Source organism: Aquimarina amphilecti, from assembly GCF_900109375.1.
In the GTDB taxonomy this organism is placed as follows: domain Bacteria; phylum Bacteroidota; class Bacteroidia; order Flavobacteriales; family Flavobacteriaceae; genus Aquimarina; species Aquimarina amphilecti.
The window spans coordinates 314,550-335,763 of the sequence record NZ_FOAB01000003.1; the positions used below are offsets into that span (position 1 = coordinate 314,550).

Below are 21,214 nucleotides of genomic sequence, written 5' to 3' on the forward strand. Positions count from 1 at the left end.
AACTATTTAGACTCTATGATTTGCACTAGGTTTAATCAATAAAAGTTAATTATATCCCAAAAAAACAACGGTTTCCAATCAGATTAATCGTCTTAATAAAATAACTACTTTATATACCTTACCAGAAGTATCTTTTCCTTCTATTTTTACTTTTTTCTCGCTATGTTTCAAATGTTTTTTCCAAGTACTGAGTTCCTTACCATTATACTCATCTATTTTTAGCAACTCATCCCCTTCTCTAACTCCTTTCTGATAAGCTTCACTATCCTTTACTACGTAGCTTACTAGTATTTTTTCTTGTACTTTTTCAACCCCAATTCCACTCATAGGAAACTCAAATGGAGTCTTGAATTTTTCATTTGGTTTGATGTAAAACAATTTCTCTTTATAGTCTAAGACCATATCGAATCTATTAATAATTTGTGCTCCCAAAATCCCTGCATAACTAGGAGAACCTGATACTCCTTCATGACCTTCAGAAATATCGATAGGTAAATCCGTAAATTCAAAATCACTAAGTCGTAGTTTTTCTATAGTTCCTTTAGTATAGGTTGTAGATTTATTAAGACCTCTTGCCTTACCTTTTATTGTTTTTCCAGATCTATTTTTGAGATCATTTTTTAAAGCATATGGCGTATTAAATAATACACTCATATTTGCGCCACTATCAAATAAAAAATTTCCGGTAAGCGTATTTCCATCATTTAATGTAAAAGTCAGGTCTATTTGAGGAATTGGTGTCCCATCAAATTTCATAGGAATTTTAGTATATATTTCCAGCCCCGAGATTGGATCGTCCTCATTATACAATGTCATTGTTTTTTCCTTAAAATCAAATCTGGTTCGATATTGTCTTAAAACATCATATCCTATAATGCCTTGAATTTTTCTACCAGATCTCTGAGAAAGCTTTTGTAAATCTACTAGAACAAGATTGCTATTATCTAATACTATCGTTCCTATGTTCACAGTTTGATTTGTCGCGATATTATAGGTTTGCGATCCATTGGCACCTTGCGCATTTTGTGAATAATTAGATTTTATATTTAATTTTTTAGCTACGGTGCTATCCAAAACTCCAATAGAAGCTCCAGTATCAAACACAAAATCTAAATATTCTTGTTGATCATTTACTTTTACTTTGATAAAAACTAATCCATCTTCTTCAAAAGGTATCTTTGTGACCTGAGCTTTTACACTAAAAACTACAAGCATGGCTAATGCAAATAATATATTGTTCATTTTTTGATTGATTTTGATGATTATCCTCCTATTCTAATTTCCATACTATTGCCGCCATTACGATGTGATCTCCTATCGTGCATTTCATCCATTTTTTTACGCATAATTTTTTCGAATTTAGTTTCCGTCACAACTTTACCTTTTTCCGGAGCTTTAATTTCTATTTTCTTCTTAGGGTTTAGTACAATTTTATTACACAAAATACGTAAATCACCATCATTAACCTCCATAATGAGTCCCGGTAATCCCCAGTAGTTATCAGGCCCATTATTTATTGGAATTTCTGGTGTATACCAAACTACCACCTTTATCTCTTCAGTTTTTGAATTAGATTCTTCCTTATCACCATTAACATTTATATTTCTTACTATCTCCATAGTTCTAGTAGTAGTAGCCTTATAACAAGTATAGTTTCCTATTTTTTTCGTTTCATTTTCCAGCTTCCACTTATAGTGCGTTAACGTGTCCTTTACCAAAAATGCTTTTCCAAACATATCTCTTTTGGCCACAAATCTCTCTTCTTTACTATTTTTATATAACACATCAGATGCTCCTGATCCAGCCACTATTACTTGTACACCAGAAGCCGGTTGTGGAGCTCCAAGATTTTCTTCTTCCTTATAAACAGATTCTGTTTTATTAAATCGTAATGTATATTCTTTTTGGAACTGCTTACGCATCATTTCATGAATTTGCTTTTGCATTTCAGAATTCATCTGCGTACTATCTAATTGTATTTCTAATTTCCTATCTGTGCTATACGTTGCTACTCCTTGAAAATCTTGTGCAGAGATATTTCCTATAACAAATAGTGTTATTAGTATTATCAATCTTATCATATTTATTTATTTTAAAAGGGTTTCTAGTTTATTTCTTAATTCAGTTGCTTCTCCCATTTTCATTCCTCCGTTTTCATCTCTTATGTATGGTATTCCTCCTTCTATATTTTTTACTATACCATTTTTATCGAGTATAATATTATTAGGAAAAGATTTCATTTCTAATGCATCTGTATATTCTCTAGCATCTACAATGTGTCGAAAATCAAATGTATGTTTCTTTAAAAAATTTTCGACTTTTTCCTTAGATTCATAGGTTACAGCAACAAAATTTACACGATCACCAAAGTGTTGTTTCAACGAATTTAGTTCAGGCATTTCATCAATACATGGTGGGCAATTCGTGAACCAAAAATTAAGCAGTGTTGGTTTTCCTTCTAAATCACTGATATTTATTTGATCACCTTGTAATGTTACCAAAGAAGATTCTAACATTTTCCTTCCTTTAAATAACTTGAGTTTTGTTTTTGAATTCACAGAACCATTCAAATTCACATGAAAACCAAAATCATGAATTATCGAATCCTTTCTAAAATCTGTATCTTTTATTTCAATTTCGACTATAGCCTTCTTATTGATTTTTTTGATTTTATCCTTTATCTTATTTTCTGCCTCTTTTAACTCTACTTCATTTAACAAAGCCCCTTCATGATTTCTATAAAACGTGGACTGTGCATTGCCTATAAACGAAGTAAGAAGAAGAATAAATAATAGTATTGATTGTATTTTCATGTTGATGTGAGTTTTATATGGTTTGTACATTGCAAAGATGTAAACCAAATGCTAACCAAACCGTTAACCAGTGTTAACGAGTGTTAACTGATTCTTTTTATATCAGTTAAGAATCCTATTTTTGAACCATGCAAAAGAACAGTTATAGAAGTATATTGTATTTCATTGCCTTTGTAATTCTAGTTACATTGAGCATACAGGTATACTGGAATTTCAAGAATTATGAAGCTAGCAAACAACAACTAATTAATGAGGTACAAATAAGTTTGGATAATGCAGTGGATCAGTATTACACCGAATTAGCAGAAAAAAATACGATTGGTTTTTCTTCAGACTCCTCTAATATTGGTAGCTTTTTAAAGAAAAGTAGTTTTTCAAACCTTCTAAAAAAAATAGATTCGGGAACGGTTGATTTTAAAAGTTATACATTTTCTGAAGGCTTAGATCATAGTGATATAAAAATATATAGAGGTCTTTCTGTAGATAGCATAGATCGAATGGATCAGCATCCAAACTTTTGTATAGATTCATCTAAAATCATCGAATTTCCAGACGGATTAGAAGAAATAGAGAATGGTGATTCTAGAAAAAAAGCTTTTGAGCAACTTACATCAAAAATCATAATTTCGATTAATGAAGATTCGCTACAACTAGAGGTTTTAGATACTATCATAAACAATCAATTAAAGAGGAAACAGTTAACCATTAGTTATGGAATTACGTTTCAAGATCAAACCGGAACATCGTTCTTATTTAATGAAAATGTTATCAATCAATCTGATTTAAAAACTAAAACAAAATCTTACTATTTACCTAGAGGAAGTTCTTTAGAGCTATCTTTTATGAACACTACACGTGCAATTCTAAAGAAAAACTTATTCGGCATTGCCTTGTCTTTTTTATTAGTCAGTGCAGTAATTGGTAGTCTTTTATACCTTTTAAAAATCATCAATCACCAAAAACAACTAGCAGAACTAAAGAATGATTTGATTAGTAATATCACACATGAATTCAAAACTCCAATTGCTACAATTAGCGCAGCTTTGGAAGGTATTCAAAACTTTAATCGTGAAAACGATCCTAAAAAAACCAAAAAATATATTGATATGTCCTCTAATCAATTGGGGAAATTGAATACTATGGTAGAAAAAATCCTAGAAACCGCAACACTAGACAGTGATGAGTTAGAGCTAAATCTAGAAGAATTAAACCTTGTTGATCTCATACAAACTATAACTGCTAAATATCAAACAAATACTACCGAAAAAAAGATATATTTTCATCATACTCACGAAAATATTTGGAAGAAAGTAGATGCATTTCATTTTGAAAATGCTATTAATAATATCATTGACAATGCTATTAAATATGGAGGTAATAACATTGATATATATTTAAAAAATACACATCCTAATATTACACTAGAAATTAAGGATAGCGGGACATCTTTAACTAGATCACAAAAAGATAAAATATTCGAAAAATTTTATAGAGTTCCGAAAGGAAATACGCACGATGTAAAAGGATTTGGTATAGGATTATTTTACACCAAAACTATTATTGAAAAACATGAAGGAACCATAGAATTACTTCTAGATCAAGATCAAACTAATTTTAAAATCACACTGCCCAATGGATGAAATTGTTGAGATAGTATTAGCAGAAGACGAACCTTCTTTGGGTCAGATTATCAAAGAGAGCTTAGAAACAAGAAACTTTAAAGTTCATCTTGCCCAAAATGGTGAGACAGCCTATTCGTTATACAAATCTATTACTCCCAAATTACTAGTATTAGATGTTATGATGCCTAAAAAAGATGGATTTACATTGGCCAAAGAAATCCGATTAGAAGATGACACTATTCCCATAATATTTCTTACTGCAAAATCACAAACACAGGATGTAGTAGAAGGGTTTACTATTGGTGGGAATGATTATCTAAAAAAACCTTTTAGTATGGAAGAGCTTATTGTTAGAATCAACAATTTGCTTCATAGAACCAAAACACAACAAAGTTCTGAATCATTGATTGTAGGAAAATATACTTTTGATTTCCCCAAACAACTTCTTACCTCAGACAATGAAGCCTATCAACTTACACATAGAGAAGCTCATTTATTATTCCACCTAATTAAAAACAAAAATCAAGTATTAGATCGTTCTATGATTTTAAAAAAACTTTGGGGTGATGACGATTTTTTTAATGGTAGAAGTATGGATGTGTTTATTACCAAGCTAAGAAAAAAATTAAAACAAGATGATTCTATACAGATTATCAATGTTAGAGGTTTTGGGTACAAATTAGTTTGCTAAAAATGGCCTTATTTTTGTACTTTGCTATTTCATGAAACATATTGTTCTGTTTTTAATCTTACTAGGGTTTATTCACAAAAGTTATTCCCAAAGAAATGCAATAGCTCAAGATACTATATCATTAAAGGCTGATCAGTTTTTAGGTATAGATTCCTTTGGTGCTATTTACTATGCTAAAAACAATATTTTTTACAAAAAATGGAATGATCGAGAATGGCAATTTGGTGATTTTATTCTTGGTCAACTTACTCAAGCATCGGTATTAAATCCTTTAAAAATCTTATTATTCTATGAATCTTCCAACACTATAGTATTAGTTGACAAATACTTATCCGAAATAAATCGAGTAAACTTTAATACAATTTCAGAATTCAAAAGTGTTTCTCTTGTTTCTCCAGCAAATGATAATAGTAGTTGGCTTTTTGACAACAACACTCAACAATTAGAGGTGTTTAACACCAATTCTGAAAAAACATTCGTCGCTACACAACCCATTAATGAACTCCCTACATTATTACGCAGTAACTTCAATTATTGCTGGATACTTACTTCTGAGAACCTTTCTCAATTCAACATTTATGGAAGTTTGTTAAACCGAAATGAGAACGAGGGATATAATGATATCAGAATTATAAATAATGACTTAATAATTCTAAAAGATGATGGTTTATATTATCGTTACACTAAGACTGGAGAAATTGAAAAAATAAATCTTCCTGAAATTCATATAAAACAGTTTTATGTTACTAACGAAATCCTTTATATTTACGACCAAAGTAAGATTTACAGTTTTGACCTAACACTCCAAAAAAAATAATCACTTATGCATGTAGCTATTGCAGGAAATATTGGTGCCGGAAAAACAACACTAACCAAATTATTAGCCAAACATTATCGATGGGAACCTCAATTCGAAGATGTATTAGAAAACCCTTATCTAGAGGATTTCTATAATAAAATGGAGCGCTGGTCTTTTAATTTACAGATTTATTTTCTTAATAGTCGTTTTAGACAGATTCTAGAAATACGCGAAAGTGGCAAAGATATTATTCAGGACAGAACCATTTATGAGGATGCATATATTTTTGCTCCTAACCTACACGCGATGGGGCTTATGACGAATCGTGATTTTGAAAATTACAAATCACTTTTTGATCTTATGGAAAGCGTTGTCGAAGGTCCTGATTTACTAATCTATTTGCGCAGTAGTATTCCAAATCTGGTTGCACAAATCCATAAACGTGGACGTGAATATGAGAACACCATTAGCATCGACTATCTTAGTAGATTAAATGAACGATATGAAGCCTGGGCACACGGATATGACAAAGGTAATTTACTTATTGTAGATGTTGACCATCTTAATTTTGTCGATAACCCCGAAGATCTTGGTAGTATAATTAATCGTATTGATGCAGAATTAAACGGATTATTTTAAAAATAATAAAGGCCTTTCATAATGAAAGGCCTTCTTTTTAAACTTACATTAGTAAGTTTTCTACTCTAACGTCTTCTTAAGATGTTTGTTCACCACCTTCAGTTTCTGTCTCCTTGTTATCTTTTTTTACCGCTTTATCAAGAGTACTTTCTACTTCTTCTCCAGCTTCTTTTACTGCTTTTTCTGCTTCTTTTTCGATCTCTTCAGCTTCTTTTAAAGCTTCTTCTGCAGTATTTTCAACTTCTTTTTGTACTTCGCTGGTTTCTTCGGTAGTACTTTCTGTTTCCTTATTAGTTTCTCTACAAGAAACAAACATTACATTTAAAGTAAATAAAAACGCTAAGGCTAAAATTACTTTTTTCATAATTAAAAAATTTTAGTTGTTATTATATCGGTATAACGGTATTCTAATCCCACTATTTCTATTACCTTGGTAATGTTTTCACAAAAAATCTTAATTTTTTTAACAGAATGAATTTCAGCGATTTATTTCAATTTCTTTCAGAATTACAACAAAATAATAACAAAGAATGGATGGATACTAACAGAAAATGGTATCAACGAATTCGAAATTCTTTTATAGATTGGTTAGATCATCTGGAGGTAGAACTTGCCAAAATTGATCCAGAATATTATCCGACTTCGGGAAGAAAAGGAATCAATAGAATTAATAACAACTTACTTTTCCATCCTAACAAACCTGTATACAAAGATCATTTTGGAGCAGGGTTAGATCAATTATCTAAACAAGGAGACTTCTATATCGAAATAGGACTTTCTCAATGTGTCTTAGCTGGAGGATATTGGCGACCAGAAAGTAAAACTCTGCAAAGTATTAGAGAAGCTATTGATTATAATGGAGAAGAATTAAAAAAAATTCTTGCTAAAAAAAGTTTCCGAAATACCTTTGGTAATTTATATGATGACGGCAATTCTCTTAAAAAAGCACCTAAAGGGTACTCTATGGATCACGAACATATAGATTTATTGCAAAAAAGAACTTTTGCAGTAGCTTATGAATTGCAAAAAGAAGACGTATTGCACTCTGATTTCACGCAAATAGTGATTCAAGTATATCAAGAAATGCTTCCATTTAGAAGGTATCTAAGAGAAGCAATATCTGTTTAGAGCTTTGCAATCTTCTCGGTTAAATAAGCGACAATCATATCTGTTGCTCCAGTATTGCTATTGATAAAGTGTCCAGCGATCATTCCTGTTTTTTCTCTAAATTTCTGATCATCAACTAATTTATTCATAATAGCACTAAATTCTTCCGAAGATGATATGGAATATAATCCTGCTAACTTTTGCAATTGTTTAGCTTCTCTAAATTTTTCAAAATGCTGACCGATAATAATTGGGATCCCAAAAGTCGCAGGTTCTAATATATTATGTAATCCAGAGTTACCCATTGCTCCTCCTACATATGCAATATCTCCATAACTATATATGCGTGATAAATAGCCAATCGTATTCATAATAAAAACCTGATGGTCTTGTAAACTCTTTCCTTCTTTTTCTGAAAAAATAACAGTCTCTTTGGTTATTTTTTTCTGCAAAGACTGCACTCCCCTATTTTTTATTTCATGAGGAGCAATAATAAAACATAAATTTTTATTAGCCTGATTTACAAAATCTATAAATACTTCTTCATCTTCTGACCAAGAACTACCTATAACTATACAAAGTCTATTTCCTATAAATTCTGAAATAAAATCTACTTGATTATCCATTTCAATCTGATGCGACACACGATCAAATCTGGTATCTCCACTAACCGTAACATTATCGAAATTGACTTGATTTAGTAATTGCTTAGAAATCGAATCCTGCACAAAAAAATAGTCTACTGTTTTTAGAGCATTACGCATAAAACCTCCATACCATTTAAAGAATGCTTGATCTCGTCTAAATGCTGCCGAAATTATGGTAATTGGAGTATTGTTCGTTTTTAACTCTTTTAAATAATTAGGCCAAAACTCGTACTTTACAAAAACTGCAAGTTTAGGATTCACCAATTCTACAAATCTTTTAGCATTTTTCTTTGTGTCTATCGGAAGATAAACAATACTATCAGCGAGTGTACTATTCTTTTTAACCTCATATCCTGATGGTGAGAAAAAAGTGACTAATAATTTATAACTAGGATATTTCTTTTTTATCATCTCCATCACTGGAACCCCTTGCTCGTATTCTCCAAGGGAAGCGCAATGAAACCAGGCTATTTGATCATCTTTTTTTAATTGCTCCTTTAATATTTCAAAAACCGTTTTCCTTCCTTTTACGAACAAAGTAAGTTTAGGACTTAAGAGTCCTATTATAGGAAGCATACTATTGAAAACTGAAATAAGGAAATTATAGAAAAAATTCAAAAGTCTTGATTTAATACATCGCTAAAATACGGCTCTTTCCTGTAAAAACTGATAAACATACGGTGCAAAACCTGAAATTCTCAAATTATCAAAAACACATCATAATTATCATTTTATTAAAAATATATTTAAAATTTTGCGGTTTTAACAAATTTTGTTTGTTAAAATTCTTAAATTAACACCAACTATCACGCAAACTCAAATCTTATGAAATTAAAACTTACTCTAATTGCTCTACTATCCTGTGCAATACTTTTTTCTCAGAATTTTTTAGAGGTACAACTTCCTAAACCAGACAAACTAAGTCCCTTTTTTATTGGACCTCTTTTAAAATCCACTATCCATTACGGCGCTACACCATCTAATTACAACGGAAAAGTAATCCTATTTAATCATGGATATATCGACTTAAATCAAAGTCAATTTTTATTCGACAATTCTTTTTATGAAAAAACTTATAATGAAGGTTATCAAGCAGTCTTTGTTGCTACTACCAGAGGAGGTGGCATATGGGTAAATGGAGAATTACTTGCCGAATCTATTGATATCGTTACAGAAAAATATGATGTAGAAGATGTATATATCATAGCACATAGTAATGGAGGAAAAGCCGCAGAAGCTGCCATGATTCAATATGGAAAAAAGGACAAAGTACAACAGGTTTTTGCTTTGGGGACTCCATATTGGGGCACTTATTTAGCTGATATTTCTCAAATGCCTTGGTTGAATTGGGCTTGGCGCTTAACCGGATTAAATGAAGGTGCTAGAACCTCTACCACCTATTATTGTAGAGATGTAGTTCGTCCTTATTTAGATAACAACCCGAATAACGAACCTGAGAAATTTGTAGTTCTAGGAGCTTCAGGTTATTTCAATGGATCAAACCTTCTCGCCAGAGCAGCTTTTACAGTTACTGGTGGCATTTTACTTCCTGTACAAGGTGCCAATGATGGGGTTGCTTCCTATCGAAGTACGCTAAGACCTGGTGCAGAATATGTTTTCAAGAAAAATGATTATCGCGCTTTTTTCGATCACATCGATGTAAGTTTCGGGCAATTTAGTTGGCCATACGTAAAATCATATATACAAAATCGTTCCCAGAAAAATAAAAAATCTTTAGAAATCGAAAAGACTTCAGACTTCATTACAACAAGTAATTACTATATCATACACTCCGAAAATGAATATGAAGAAATAGTTCTAGACAAAAATTCCACATCAGCAGTTGCAGAAATTATACACGAAAATCCGACAGCTACATTTAAGGGTATTACCAAAGATCTAAAACAAACTATACTCGTAAAAAAGAATACCCAAGAAAATCACAAATCTGTAATCCCTCTCTCTTCTAGTAATATAAAATTACAAAGTGATTCTCGATTTGCTGCTTTCATTAAACAAAATAATGGGATTACTATGTCTTTGGAACATCAAATAAAAAATAAACACCCTTTATTAAAAGTTAACATTTCATCAACTAGAAAAAATGATGAGTTACTTTTAAACACAGAAACACGCGGGGTAATTATTAGAACTTCTACTATTAATGGAACACCTGTACAAAGTAATCCAGAAATAATCGCTTTTGATAAAATTAATAATAGCTTTTATTTTGACACTAAAGATTTAGAACAAGGTGTATACAGTTTGTTCTTAAATGCAGAAAATAAGGGTAATTTTAAAAGAAGCATCATTTCTGGTTTTGTAGTAGGAGACATTCACAAAGCTTTAGACATAAACACAGAAGTAGATGAATATCTAGACAAGACCAATAAATCTATAATAATAACTCCTAATTCAGTTAAAAACTATGCCATATTATCTCTTCAAGGATATCTGACATCTGATAAATTTTCTTTAACAATATATGATATAACTGGAAAAAAAATGATGACGTCTCAAGTCAAAACAACCCAGAATTCTCAATATAATATCTCAGAAAAATTACAACAATTATCTTCTGGAATATATCTTTTACAGGTTAACAATGAAAAAACAATAAAATTTGTTAAAGAATAGTTTTATAAATATCTAAAAGAAAGGCTGTTGCCAAAATGATACAATTTTGATTGTATTCGTTAATAAAAAACCGATCAAAACTAAGTATCACATTGGCAATGGCATCATTATTTTGTACTTTCGTCCGGTTACAAAACACATCCTATGAAGAAGATTCAAATGGTTGACTTAAAGGGTCAATATGAACAAATAAAAGAGCGTGTAGACTCATCTATCCTAGATGTTATTTCCTCTGCTGCATTTATTAATGGTCCTGAAGTACATAGTTTTCAAAAAGAATTAGAAGAATATCTAGATGTAAAACATGTAATTCCTTGTGCTAATGGAACAGATGCTCTTCAAATAGCGATGATGGGATTAGGTTTGAAACCAGGTGACGAAGTAATTACCGCAGATTTTACTTTTGCTGCTACGGTAGAGGTTATTGCGTTATTACAACTTACTCCTGTATTAGTAGATGTAGAAAAAGATTCTTTTAATATCGATCCAGATGCTATCCGTAAGGCAATAACACCTAACACAAAAGCAATTGTACCAGTTCATTTATTTGGTCAAGCTGCTAATATGGATGAAATTATGTCGATAGCTAAAGAGCATGATTTATATGTAATAGAAGATAATGCGCAAGGTATTGGTGGTAGTTATAAATTTAATAATGGAAAAGTAGCTAAGACAGGAACAATTGGTCATGTATCTTCTACTTCTTTTTTTCCATCCAAAAATTTAGGATGTTATGGTGATGGTGGAGCCATTTTCACCAATGATGATGATCTGGCACATACTATTAGAGGTATTGTAAATCATGGAATGTATAAAAGATACCATCACGATGTGGTTGGAGTAAATTCGCGATTAGATTCTATACAAGCTACAGTATTAAGAGCAAAGTTACCTAATCTTGATACATATAACGATGCAAGAAGATCAGCTGCAAGAAAATATAATAAAGCATTTGAGGGTATAAAAAATATTATCACCCCAAGAGTTAAAGGTAATAACTGCGAAACTCAAGAGAATATAATTTGTGACACGTGTAATTGTCACGTATTTCATCAATATACACTTCGGGTTGAGAATGTAGATCGAGATGCATTAGTAAAGTATCTAAATGATCAAGGAATTCCTTGTGGTGTATATTACCCAATTCCTTTACATAATCAAAAAGCTTATCAAGATGATCGTTATGATGAATCAAATTTTACTATTACCAATCAACTTGTGAAAGAAGTAATCTCATTACCGATGCATACAGAATTAGATGAGGAACAAATTAATTTCATTACAAAAAATGTTATCGATTTTGTAACAAAATAGACATAAAAGTTAGTGAAACAAGATTAGAAGATTAACTTAACTTGTTTTACAACAATATATACAACCCCGTACGTAATTAATAACTAAATACAACCAATAAATACCCACAATGGATTCACTTTGCATCTGTTATAATCTAGTTGACCATAATAATTTACCTGGAATCCCTCCATTACCAGAAGCTTATATTGTACCTGTTACAAATGAACGGCTAGGGTATGTAGAAAAACAGGCGACTCCTGCAACCCTAAAAAGTTTTGGGATACCATATTTAGAAACAGCTCATGAACAATTATTAGAAATCTGTTCTAATTTAAAAATAGCCGTTTTAGAACAACAATTTAGACCTGCTAAAAAAAGAAAAACGTTCGGTTTAGCAGATATTCTAAAAGATCCTAAAATTAAAGATGTTGCTATTAATTATATTAACAGCAAACTTTCTGATTTTTACGACTTAGTAATACAGAATGAATACTCTGTGACACATAATGCTCAAAGAAAAGACCCTTTTGAAGTACATAGATTATCAATTGGTGAAAACACCCTTAATCCTATATTAGAATTCACGAAAACTGATGAAGGTATAGATTATGCTTTTTCGCTAAAAGAAGAAGAGAAAGTAGTAATACCTCAAAATCATAGTATTCAGATTTTACTAAACGAACCATCTTGGATTGTTGTAGACAAATCTATTTATCACATCAACAATCTAAATGCCAACAAACTAAAACCATTTTTTAGTAAAGAGAAGATCACAATCGCTAAAAAACATATCAAAACATATTTAGATAAAGTAATTATTCCTGTTATCAAAAATGTAGATGTAATCGCTAATGGTTTTGAAATTATAATTAATAAAAACATAGCATCGTATCAAATAGAAATCATACAGGATTTTATAAAAGAGATCTACGTTGCTAAAGTAATTTTCAATTACGGAGAAGCCATTTTTGATTACAATAGCAATAAAAAGACTTCTTCTGATGTTAATTTTGGGGATAATGAAGAAATCCAGATCACTCAAACCAAGAGAGATCCTAATGCGGAAAAAGAGATAATTGCATTACTTGAATCTAAAGATTTAAAAGCAAACGCAAATCGTTTACTAGAAATTCAAACCTCTGAGGATCCATTGGCAATTTTTAGTTGGGTACAAAAACATCACAAAGAACTAGAAACAGAAGGGTTTGAAATTATTCTTCCGGATCTAGACAATAAAACAGTAAATCTGGACACACATGATATCCAGATAAAAAATAAAAAAAAAATGACTGGTTCGATGTCAAAGGAATAGTACAAATTGGTACACAAGAAATTCCATTTTCAAAATTTATTAAATACATAAAAGAGGATAATCGCTTTTTTCCAATGGATAATGATACCGTTTTCATTATTCCATTGGAATGGATGACTCGCTATAAGCAACTAGCAAATTTTGGAAAAGTAACAGAAGACAGTATTCTTGTTAACAAAGGAAATTACACTCTTCTTAAAGAAATAGTTAATCCAAACGAACTAGAAATAAACGACATAGTTGATGTAGAATACAAACCTTCTTCTAAACTAAAAGCAACATTGCGACCATATCAAGAAGAAGGTGTAAAGTGGTTAGTAAAACACCAACAAAATCAATTAGGAGCTTGTCTTGCAGATGATATGGGACTAGGTAAAACATTACAGACCATAGCAACTCTTGTTTTTTCTAAGGAACAATTAAAAGCAGAGCAATCAACTCCAAAAACAGTAAGACTAGATTTATTTAGTGATCCTCTAGAAATAAAAACGTATTTAAAAGCATTAATTGTTTTACCGTCCTCTCTTGTTTTTAATTGGGCCCAAGAAATCCTAAAATTCGCACCACATCTCACTATTACAAAATACATTGGTAGTGATCGAAAAAAAATTATACCCTATTTAGAAACCTATGATATTATATTAACTACTTATACAACTTTATCTAAAGACATTTCCGCGTTACAAAAAACAGCATTCACTTATTTAATAACGGATGAAAGTCAGCAGATTAAAAATAAAGAATCTAAAATATTCAAAGCTATTAATGACATTAATGCTGAACATAAAATTTCTCTAAGTGGTACTCCTATCGAAAATTCTTTATCTGATCTTTGGTCCCAAATGGAATTTATCAATCCAGGAATGTTAGGAAGCTTTCCTTTTTTTAAAGATCATTTTAAAATCCCTATAGAAAAGCACCAGAATTCTGAGCGTATCGAAGAACTAAAAACACTTATCGAACCTTTTATTTTAAGAAGAACAAAGGAACAAGTTGCTAAAGATTTGCCAGAATTGTCAGAGCAAATTATTTATACTGAAATGCTTGACTCACAGGAAAAAGAGTATGAATCTCAAAAATCAGCTGCAAGAAATCTATTACTAGGTATTGATCCTATTGCAACTAATAAAATACATGTTTTAAACACTTTAACTAAACTAAGACAGTTAGCAAATCACCCTAAATTATTCGACAATACTTCCAACGATTCTTCTGGAAAGTTTAATGATGTAAGTTCCTATTTAGAGACTCTGGCAAAAGCCAATAAAAAAGTCTTGATATTTAGTTCTTTTGTATCTCATTTAGAGGTATATCAGAATTGGTGTGCTATCCAAAACATATCCTTTGTGAGTCTTACAGGTCAAACTAAAAGCTCTGATAGAGAAAAAATTGTTAATGAGTTTCAAGAAAACGAATCAATTTCTATGTTCTTTATTTCGTTAAAGGCTGGTGGAGTTGGCCTCAATCTTACCAAAGCCTCATACGTTGTTTTATTAGATCCTTGGTGGAATCCTTTTATAGAAAAGCAAGCAATTGCAAGAGCACATCGTATTGGACAAAAAAACAATGTTATGGTGACTCGTTTTATAACAAAAAATACGATCGAAGAAAAAATTCTTCAATTACAAGAAAGAAAAAAGAACCTATCCGATGAGATTATAGATATCGATACTATGCCTGATTATATAGAAAATGATTTAGCAGAATTATTAAAGTAATATTTTGTTAGTCGTGTAGATTTATGTCATATACAGTCAATTTAAAAGTCGTTAAGAAAAAATAAAAGAATGAAACGAATTTTTATAGTTTTCCTAGTTATTACAAATCTTTATTCTTGTAAATCTCAAGAGTCTATAATTTTAGAGAAAAAGAAAATTGATTGGCAACTTTATCCTAAGGTATTTACAGATTCTTCTAAGACCAAGTTTAAAGACAGATTCAGTTATTCTAAAAATGTAGATCTGTTTGAAATCTCATATCTAAGTGATGGGTTAAAAATTGAATCTTTCGCGACGATTCCTAAAGGAGATAAAAAATATCCCGTAATTATCTATAATAGAGGTGGAAATAGAGATTTTGGTAATTTAAATTTATCCTGGGCGGCCATAAGGTTTTCAAAATTAGCAAGTGAAGGTTATATTGTAATTGGCTGTAATTACAGAGGATCAGGTAAGAGTGAAGGAATGGAAGAGTTTGGGGGTAGTGATATAAATGATGTACTAAATCTAGTTAAAGTAATTAAAGAATTACCAAAAGCTGATACTACGCGTATCGGTATGTATGGGTGGAGTCGCGGTGGAATGATGACATATATCGCATTAACCAAAATGAACACTATAAAAGCAGCTGTTACTGGAGGTGCAAGATCCGATTTAAGAACAATTGACCGACCTAATATGGAAAAAGGTGTGTATGCTGAGTTGATCCCTAATTATTATCAAAATAAACAAAAGGAACTAGAGAAAAGATCTGCAATAGTATGGGCAGATAAGTTTTCTCCTAAAGTTCCTATTTTATTATTACACGGTAGCTCTGACTGGAGAGTAAAATCTACTAATTCATTAAAACTGGCTTTAGAATTTGAAAAACATCGAATCCCATATAGGTTAAAGATCTATGAAGGAGCAGATCATGGTATCAGTCAATTTAAAGAAGAAAGAGATCAAGATGTACTCGATTGGTTTAACAAATATCTAAAAGGCAACGCAGCACTACCTAATATGGAATTTAATGGTAGATAGTCATTATTACCAACCTATATTTCTAAAAGAAATCATAATCTATTAATCAATTAGATTAATTTATTTTAAATTGTTCATCTGATAATATACACAAACAACTTCACTCAATTTATTAGCTTATGAAATTCTTTTACACTTTACTTTTTGTTTTAACGAGCATTACAATTACTGCACAAGACACATATCTGCATTGCGGAAAATTAATTGATACCAAAACTGGAAAAATTCTTCCTGAAAGAACCATTATCGTTTCTGGAAACAAAATAAGCAAGGTAGAAATCGGTTATATCGAAGGACAAAACAATGATATCATTATTGACCTTAAAGATAAGACCGTTATGCCAGGGCTTATCGACATGCATGTACATATGGAAAGCGAATCTAATCCAAAAGCCTATTTAGAGCGTTACACCCATAATGATGCAGATGTTGCCTACAATTCTGTAGGATATGCCGAAGTTACTTTGTTGGCAGGATTTACTACTGTAAGAGATCTTGGAGGAAGCGGTGTAAACATCTCTTTAAAAAAAGCAATTGCTCAGGAAAAAATAATAGGCCCACGAATTTTTACGGCCGGAAAAATCATTTCTAGTACTGGAGGACATGGAGATCCCACTAATGGAAGTAAAAAATCTATTATAGGAGATCCAGGACCTAAAGATGGTGTTGTAAACGGCATAGAAGATGCTAAAAAAGCTGTGAGACAACGTTACAAAAATGGAGCAGATCTTATTAAAATAACTGCTACGGGAGGTGTGTTAAGTGTTGCAAAAAGCGGTTCTAACCCCCAATTTAAACTAGAAGAAATAAAAGCAATTTGCGAAACCGCTAAAGACTATGGATTTCATGTTGCTGCTCACGCACATGGTGATGAGGGTATGCAACGTGCTTTGAATGGTGGAGTAACGACCATAGAACATGGGACTCTAATGAGCACTAAAACAATGGATCTAATGAAAAAAAAGAAAGCCTATTTAGTACCTACGATTACTGCTGGTAAAGAAGTATCCGAAAAAGCAACAATTGATGGGTATTATCCAGCCATTATTGTTCCTAAAGCATTAGAAATAGGTCCCAAAATTCAAAATACATTTAAAAAAGCTCATAAGCGTGGTGTTCGTATTGCCTTTGGTACAGATGCAGGAGTTTTTAAACACGGACAGAATGCTAAAGAATTTGGATATATGGTAGAAGCGGGCATGCGTCCAATAACCGCTATACAATGTGCTACTATTGTAAACGCAAAAGTATTAAACATGAGCAAAGAATTAGGGCAAATCGCTCCTGATTTTATAGCAGACATTGTAGCCGTAAATGATGACCCTACAGAAGAGATTAAGACAATGGAGAATGTAGTATTCGTTATGAAAAACGGAAAAATATATAAGCAATAAACTTTTGGATAAATTAGCCTCTTAAAAATAAGTACACCTCTATAAACGTGAAAAAAGTATCGCAATACATCATTCTGGGAATTATTGTTTCATTTGGAATATTCTATATGTATACTAAATTTTCAGCGGCAGAAAAAGGGGATTTAGCACCAGATTTTGAAACAACACTTATTGACGGGACTTCGTTTAAATTATCAAGTTTACAAGGAAAATATGTACTATTAGACTTTTGGGGTTCCTGGTGCGGCCCATGTCTTAAAGAGAGTCCGGAACTAGTAGCACTTCATAAAAAACACAATAACCAACTTACTATAGTTACTGTAGCGCTTGAAAAGAATCTAAAATCCTGGAAAAAAGTAGCTGACAAATATGGGTATACCTGGGAAAACCAAATTGTAAATCAAAATCGTTTTGTTTTACTATCCGATATTGCGAGAAAATACGGGGTTTCAGAAATTCCGGCTAAATTTCTAATTTCTCCAGAAGGTAAACTTATGGGAGCTTATACATTTAAACAAATTGACGATCTACTATCTGACTCCATCACAAATTAAAAGTTAGTTTTTTATTATCTATTAATATAAAAGTATCCTGCTCTATCTTTAGTTCCAACTATGTTTAAAACATAATAATAAGTTCCTTCAGGTAATTCAGATTTTTGGGAAACTGTTGCTCTACCCTCAGAAATACCAGCGAAATTTTGATTTTCGTGATATGCTTTCTTCTGAAAAACTAATACTCCCCATCTGTTATATATAAATAATTCATTATCAGGAAAATTTGATAATCCCTGAATTTTAAATGTATCATTCATACCATCACCATTAGGAGATACAGCAGTAAAAACTTCTAAATCTCCATCTAACAATCTATCTGAAGATCCGAAAGTTAATATCTCATAGTCATCTGGAATAATTCCTTTAGAAGAAATTTCACCTTCATTTACATCACCAAACACTGAGGTATTTCCTAAATTAACCCATTTACGTAGCTCTTTACTCCAACCAACAACTCTTAAATCTTGTACATCTTCTACAAGTGTTGGAATATTGCTATTACTATCCCAAGTTAAAGTAACTCTAGTCTCTTTGTTACCATCCAAATCCCAAAATTCGAAAATACTTATACCAAATAATAAATCTTCATACATATCAGTATCAAAGCTATCAGCAAAAAAGTTTGGCGTGTTAGGGTTTTCAAAAAAGTAAGCAGCTCTGGAACCATTACCTGCAGCTTCACTCTCTATTTTGATAGGTCTTAACCTAAAATCATCACCTACGGGAAAAGAGAAATCTAAGTTTCCATTTAAAGTAGCATACCCATCCACATATCTATCATCATTTTCTCCTAAATATGGAGCATCATTTATATAGTCCAATGAAACACTTTTTTGATCTCTATCAGTTATTACTCTACCATTTATGAACTCTTGGAAATTAGCAATCCCTACTCCAATTTCTAAAATCAAATCTTCTTTAACATCTATTTCTAAATCATAAAACACTGGCTCATTACTTCCTGAAACAGTTAAACTATTATCATTATAAAATCCGGTCTTTCCAACATTATTGTCAAATTCTCCATCATTGATAACATCAATATGAAAACCTATCTGACCTGTCGAATGAATTTGAGCATTTCCGAAATTATGAAAAGCTTCCTGAGCAAATCCTGATAAGCTTATCAATATCATTATTATGTTTCTTAAATACGACATTTTATTTAGGGGTTTTGGTATTACTAGTCGTAAATATAATTTGCCAAAATCTATAAAATTATTGGAGCCAGATAGGATAACAATTTATACCCATGAATTGAAAAATACACCCGTCAAACGGTTATTTGTTCGTTAAACGGAAATAGTATCGATCAATGGGAAGTATTGCTCGGTGAATGAAATATAGATCAAAAAGTATTGTTTTAAATTTGTGAAATAGAATTTCTTACATACGAAAAGACGTTACTTCTGTATGTTTTTAAATTAATTATGTATGAACTATAATATCATCAACTTAGCAATCATATTTATTTTATCTCCTAAATTATTATCAGCTCACGAATCCAAACTTGTCATTTTCGAAAATCTAATAAACAAAGAATGGAAAGCTGAAGGCAAATGGGGAGACGGGACTATATTTAAACAAGAAACTATATTTAAGTTTGATCTTGATAACACAATAATCATTGCAAAATCTAAAGGGTTTATAGATAAAAAACAGACTAAATATGGTTCACGGAATCATGGAATCAGAAAATTTGACGCTAAAACTAAGACCATCAAATTCTGGGAGTTCGATATTTTTGGGAATCTTACAGAAGGAACTGTAATAATAAATGGGAAAAACATTTTATATCAATATCAATACGGAGATTCAATGGTAACTGACATGTGGGAGTATGTTGATGACAATACCTATAATTTTAAAATTGGAAATTATGTAGACGGGATCTGGAAACAGATATATCTGGAAACCCAATTTAGAGCAGAAAAAATCAAAAAAAAGTAACGAAAAGCAATTTTTAAATTAAGTATTATCAATAAAAAACCTCGAAAACTATATAAATTTTCGAGGCTTTCTTATAACTCCTTTATATTAAATAGATGCAGAAATAGTTTCCATAGATCTATCTACTTTTTTTACCAATCCAGATAATACTTTACCAGGACCAACCTCAGTAAATGATGTTGCTCCATCATTCATCATATTCTGTACACTTTGTGTCCATTTTACAGGAGCTGTTAACTGAGCAATTAAATTCTTTTTGATATCTTCTGGATCAGTCACAGCAGTTGTAGTTACATTTTGATATATAGGACAATTAGGTGTATTAAATGTTGTTTCTTCTATTGCTGCAGCTAATTCTTCTCTAGCAGGTTCCATTAACGGAGAATGAAAAGCACCACCAACAGGTAACATCAATGCCCTACGTGCTCCTTTTTCTTTCATAAGTTCACAAGCCTTTTCTATAGCCTCTACTTCTCCAGAAATAACCAACTGACCAGGGCAATTATAATTTGCAGCTACGACTATACCATCAATCTCTTCACATCCTTTTTCTACTACCTCATCATCTAATCCCAGTACAGCAGCCATTGTAGAAGGTTTTAATTCACAAGCGCTTTGCATTGCCAAGGCTCTTTTAGAAACTAATCTAAGAGCGTCTTCAAAATTTAATGTTCCATTAGCAACTAAAGCAGAAAATTCTCCTAAAGAATGACCCGCTACCATATCAGGTTTAAAACTATCACCTAATACTTTACTTAGGATTACAGAATGTAAAAATATTGCTGGTTGGGTTACTTTTGTTTCCTTTAACTCATCCGCTGTACCTTCAAACATGATTTTGGTTATTTCAAAACCTAAAATATCATTGGCTTTATGAAAAAGTTCTTTTGCAATTTCTGAATTTTCATATAAGTCCAGTCCCATTCCTGAAAATTGAGCCCCTTGACCTGGAAAAACATATGCGTTCATGTACTGTGTGTTTTAAAATTTTAACAAAAGTAAGTATAAA

The 21,214-nt window shown here is 31.4% G+C and carries 20 protein-coding genes; 13 read left to right on the plus strand and 7 right to left on the minus strand.

The genetic code is table 11. From position 1 onward, the window contains the following. Nucleotides 1–78: 78 nt before the first annotated feature. Genes BMY33_RS09120 through BMY33_RS09130 form a run of 3 tightly spaced genes read right to left on the minus strand, consistent with a single transcriptional unit; the run spans nt 79 to nt 2,813 of the window. Entirely contained in the window at nt 79–1,242 is a 1,164-nt protein-coding gene (locus BMY33_RS09120; RefSeq protein WP_091407709.1) for an aspartyl protease family protein, read from the minus strand. Between the two features lie 20 nt (nt 1,243–1,262). Next, the gene (locus BMY33_RS09125) at nt 1,263–2,081 is read right to left on the minus strand and encodes a GLPGLI family protein (protein WP_027393046.1); all 819 of its coding nucleotides are present in this window, start codon (nt 2,079–2,081) and stop codon (nt 1,263–1,265) included. A 6-nt stretch (nt 2,082–2,087) separates the two neighbouring features. Beyond that, the gene (locus BMY33_RS09130) at nt 2,088–2,813 is read right to left on the minus strand and encodes a TlpA family protein disulfide reductase (RefSeq protein WP_027393045.1); all 726 of its coding nucleotides are present in this window, start codon (nt 2,811–2,813) and stop codon (nt 2,088–2,090) included. A gap of 128 nt (nt 2,814–2,941) precedes the next feature. On the opposite strand from BMY33_RS09130, the gene BMY33_RS09135 reads away from it, so the two are divergent. Genes BMY33_RS09135 through BMY33_RS09150 form a run of 4 tightly spaced genes read left to right on the plus strand, consistent with a single transcriptional unit; the run spans nt 2,942 to nt 6,564 of the window. After that, nucleotides 2,942–4,453, plus strand: coding sequence for a sensor histidine kinase (locus tag BMY33_RS09135; protein WP_091407711.1), 1,512 nt, complete (start codon nt 2,942–2,944; stop codon nt 4,451–4,453). Next, nucleotides 4,446–5,126 carry a response regulator transcription factor gene (locus BMY33_RS09140; protein WP_027393043.1) on the plus strand — a complete coding sequence of 227 codons (681 nt, stop codon included), beginning with the start codon at nt 4,446–4,448 and terminating at the stop codon, nt 5,124–5,126. The genes BMY33_RS09135 and BMY33_RS09140 overlap by 8 nt, the downstream gene beginning before the upstream one ends. A gap of 31 nt (nt 5,127–5,157) precedes the next feature. Next, nucleotides 5,158–5,943, plus strand: a complete 786-nt coding sequence (locus BMY33_RS09145) for a hypothetical protein (protein ID WP_091407713.1) — start codon at nt 5,158–5,160, stop codon at nt 5,941–5,943. Nucleotides 5,944–5,949: 6 nt separating this feature from the next. After that, complete coding sequence (locus BMY33_RS09150) at nt 5,950–6,564, plus strand: deoxynucleoside kinase (protein WP_027393042.1); 615 nt, start codon at nt 5,950–5,952, stop codon at nt 6,562–6,564. A 76-nt stretch (nt 6,565–6,640) separates the two neighbouring features. On the opposite strand, the gene BMY33_RS09155 is transcribed toward BMY33_RS09150, so the two are convergent. Further along, nucleotides 6,641–6,928 carry a hypothetical protein gene (locus BMY33_RS09155; protein ID WP_091407715.1) on the minus strand — a complete coding sequence of 96 codons (288 nt, stop codon included), beginning with the start codon at nt 6,926–6,928 and terminating at the stop codon, nt 6,641–6,643. A 107-nt stretch (nt 6,929–7,035) separates the two neighbouring features. On the opposite strand from BMY33_RS09155, the gene BMY33_RS09160 reads away from it, so the two are divergent. Next, nucleotides 7,036–7,692, plus strand: coding sequence for a DUF2461 domain-containing protein (locus BMY33_RS09160; RefSeq protein WP_091407717.1), 657 nt, complete (start codon nt 7,036–7,038; stop codon nt 7,690–7,692). Here the strand turns inward: BMY33_RS09160 and BMY33_RS09165 are convergent. After that, nucleotides 7,689–8,894: a 3-deoxy-D-manno-octulosonic acid transferase gene (locus tag BMY33_RS09165; protein WP_091407719.1), complete on the minus strand. Its 1,206-nt coding sequence runs from the start codon at nt 8,892–8,894 to the stop codon at nt 7,689–7,691. The two genes, BMY33_RS09160 and BMY33_RS09165, sit on opposite strands and share 4 nt — an antisense overlap. 249 nt (nt 8,895–9,143) lie before the next feature. Here BMY33_RS09165 and BMY33_RS09170 point away from each other — a divergent pair, with 249 nt between their 5' ends. From BMY33_RS09170 to BMY33_RS09200, 7 genes are all read left to right on the plus strand, one after another. After that, entirely contained in the window at nt 9,144–10,955 is a 1,812-nt protein-coding gene (locus BMY33_RS09170; protein WP_091407720.1) for a T9SS type A sorting domain-containing protein, read from the plus strand. A gap of 144 nt (nt 10,956–11,099) precedes the next feature. Then, the gene (locus tag BMY33_RS09175) at nt 11,100–12,269 is read left to right on the plus strand and encodes a DegT/DnrJ/EryC1/StrS family aminotransferase (protein WP_091407722.1); all 1,170 of its coding nucleotides are present in this window, start codon (nt 11,100–11,102) and stop codon (nt 12,267–12,269) included. A gap of 109 nt (nt 12,270–12,378) precedes the next feature. Beyond that, nucleotides 12,379–13,563 carry an SNF2 helicase associated domain-containing protein gene (locus BMY33_RS09180; protein WP_091407723.1) on the plus strand — a complete coding sequence of 395 codons (1,185 nt, stop codon included), beginning with the start codon at nt 12,379–12,381 and terminating at the stop codon, nt 13,561–13,563. Nucleotides 13,564–13,637: 74 nt separating this feature from the next. Then, nucleotides 13,638–15,281, plus strand: a complete 1,644-nt coding sequence (locus tag BMY33_RS09185; protein ID WP_091407725.1) for a DEAD/DEAH box helicase — start codon at nt 13,638–13,640, stop codon at nt 15,279–15,281. Between the two features lie 69 nt (nt 15,282–15,350). After that, on the plus strand, nt 15,351–16,304 hold the full coding sequence (locus BMY33_RS09190; RefSeq protein WP_091407726.1) for an alpha/beta hydrolase family protein: 954 nt from the start codon (nt 15,351–15,353) through the stop codon (nt 16,302–16,304). Nucleotides 16,305–16,423: 119 nt separating this feature from the next. Beyond that, a complete protein-coding gene (locus BMY33_RS09195) occupies nt 16,424–17,698 on the plus strand; it encodes a metal-dependent hydrolase family protein (RefSeq protein WP_091407728.1) in 1,275 nt (424 codons plus the stop codon). A 47-nt stretch (nt 17,699–17,745) separates the two neighbouring features. Beyond that, entirely contained in the window at nt 17,746–18,252 is a 507-nt protein-coding gene (locus BMY33_RS09200; protein ID WP_091407729.1) for a TlpA family protein disulfide reductase, read from the plus strand. Between the two features lie 14 nt (nt 18,253–18,266). Here the strand turns inward: BMY33_RS09200 and BMY33_RS09205 are convergent, their stop codons facing one another. Then, nucleotides 18,267–19,415 (minus strand): T9SS type B sorting domain-containing protein, encoded by a 1,149-nt coding sequence (locus BMY33_RS09205; RefSeq protein WP_091407731.1) that lies wholly within the window; start codon nt 19,413–19,415, stop codon nt 18,267–18,269. A gap of 274 nt (nt 19,416–19,689) precedes the next feature. Between BMY33_RS09205 and BMY33_RS09210 the strand changes: the two genes are divergently transcribed. Next, nucleotides 19,690–20,205, plus strand: coding sequence for a hypothetical protein (locus tag BMY33_RS09210; RefSeq protein WP_091407733.1), 516 nt, complete (start codon nt 19,690–19,692; stop codon nt 20,203–20,205). A gap of 87 nt (nt 20,206–20,292) precedes the next feature. Here the strand turns inward: BMY33_RS09210 and fabD are convergent, their stop codons facing one another. Beyond that, entirely contained in the window at nt 20,293–21,174 is an 882-nt protein-coding gene (gene fabD, locus BMY33_RS09215; protein ID WP_091407734.1) for an ACP S-malonyltransferase, read from the minus strand. Nucleotides 21,175–21,214: the final 40 nt, after the last annotated feature.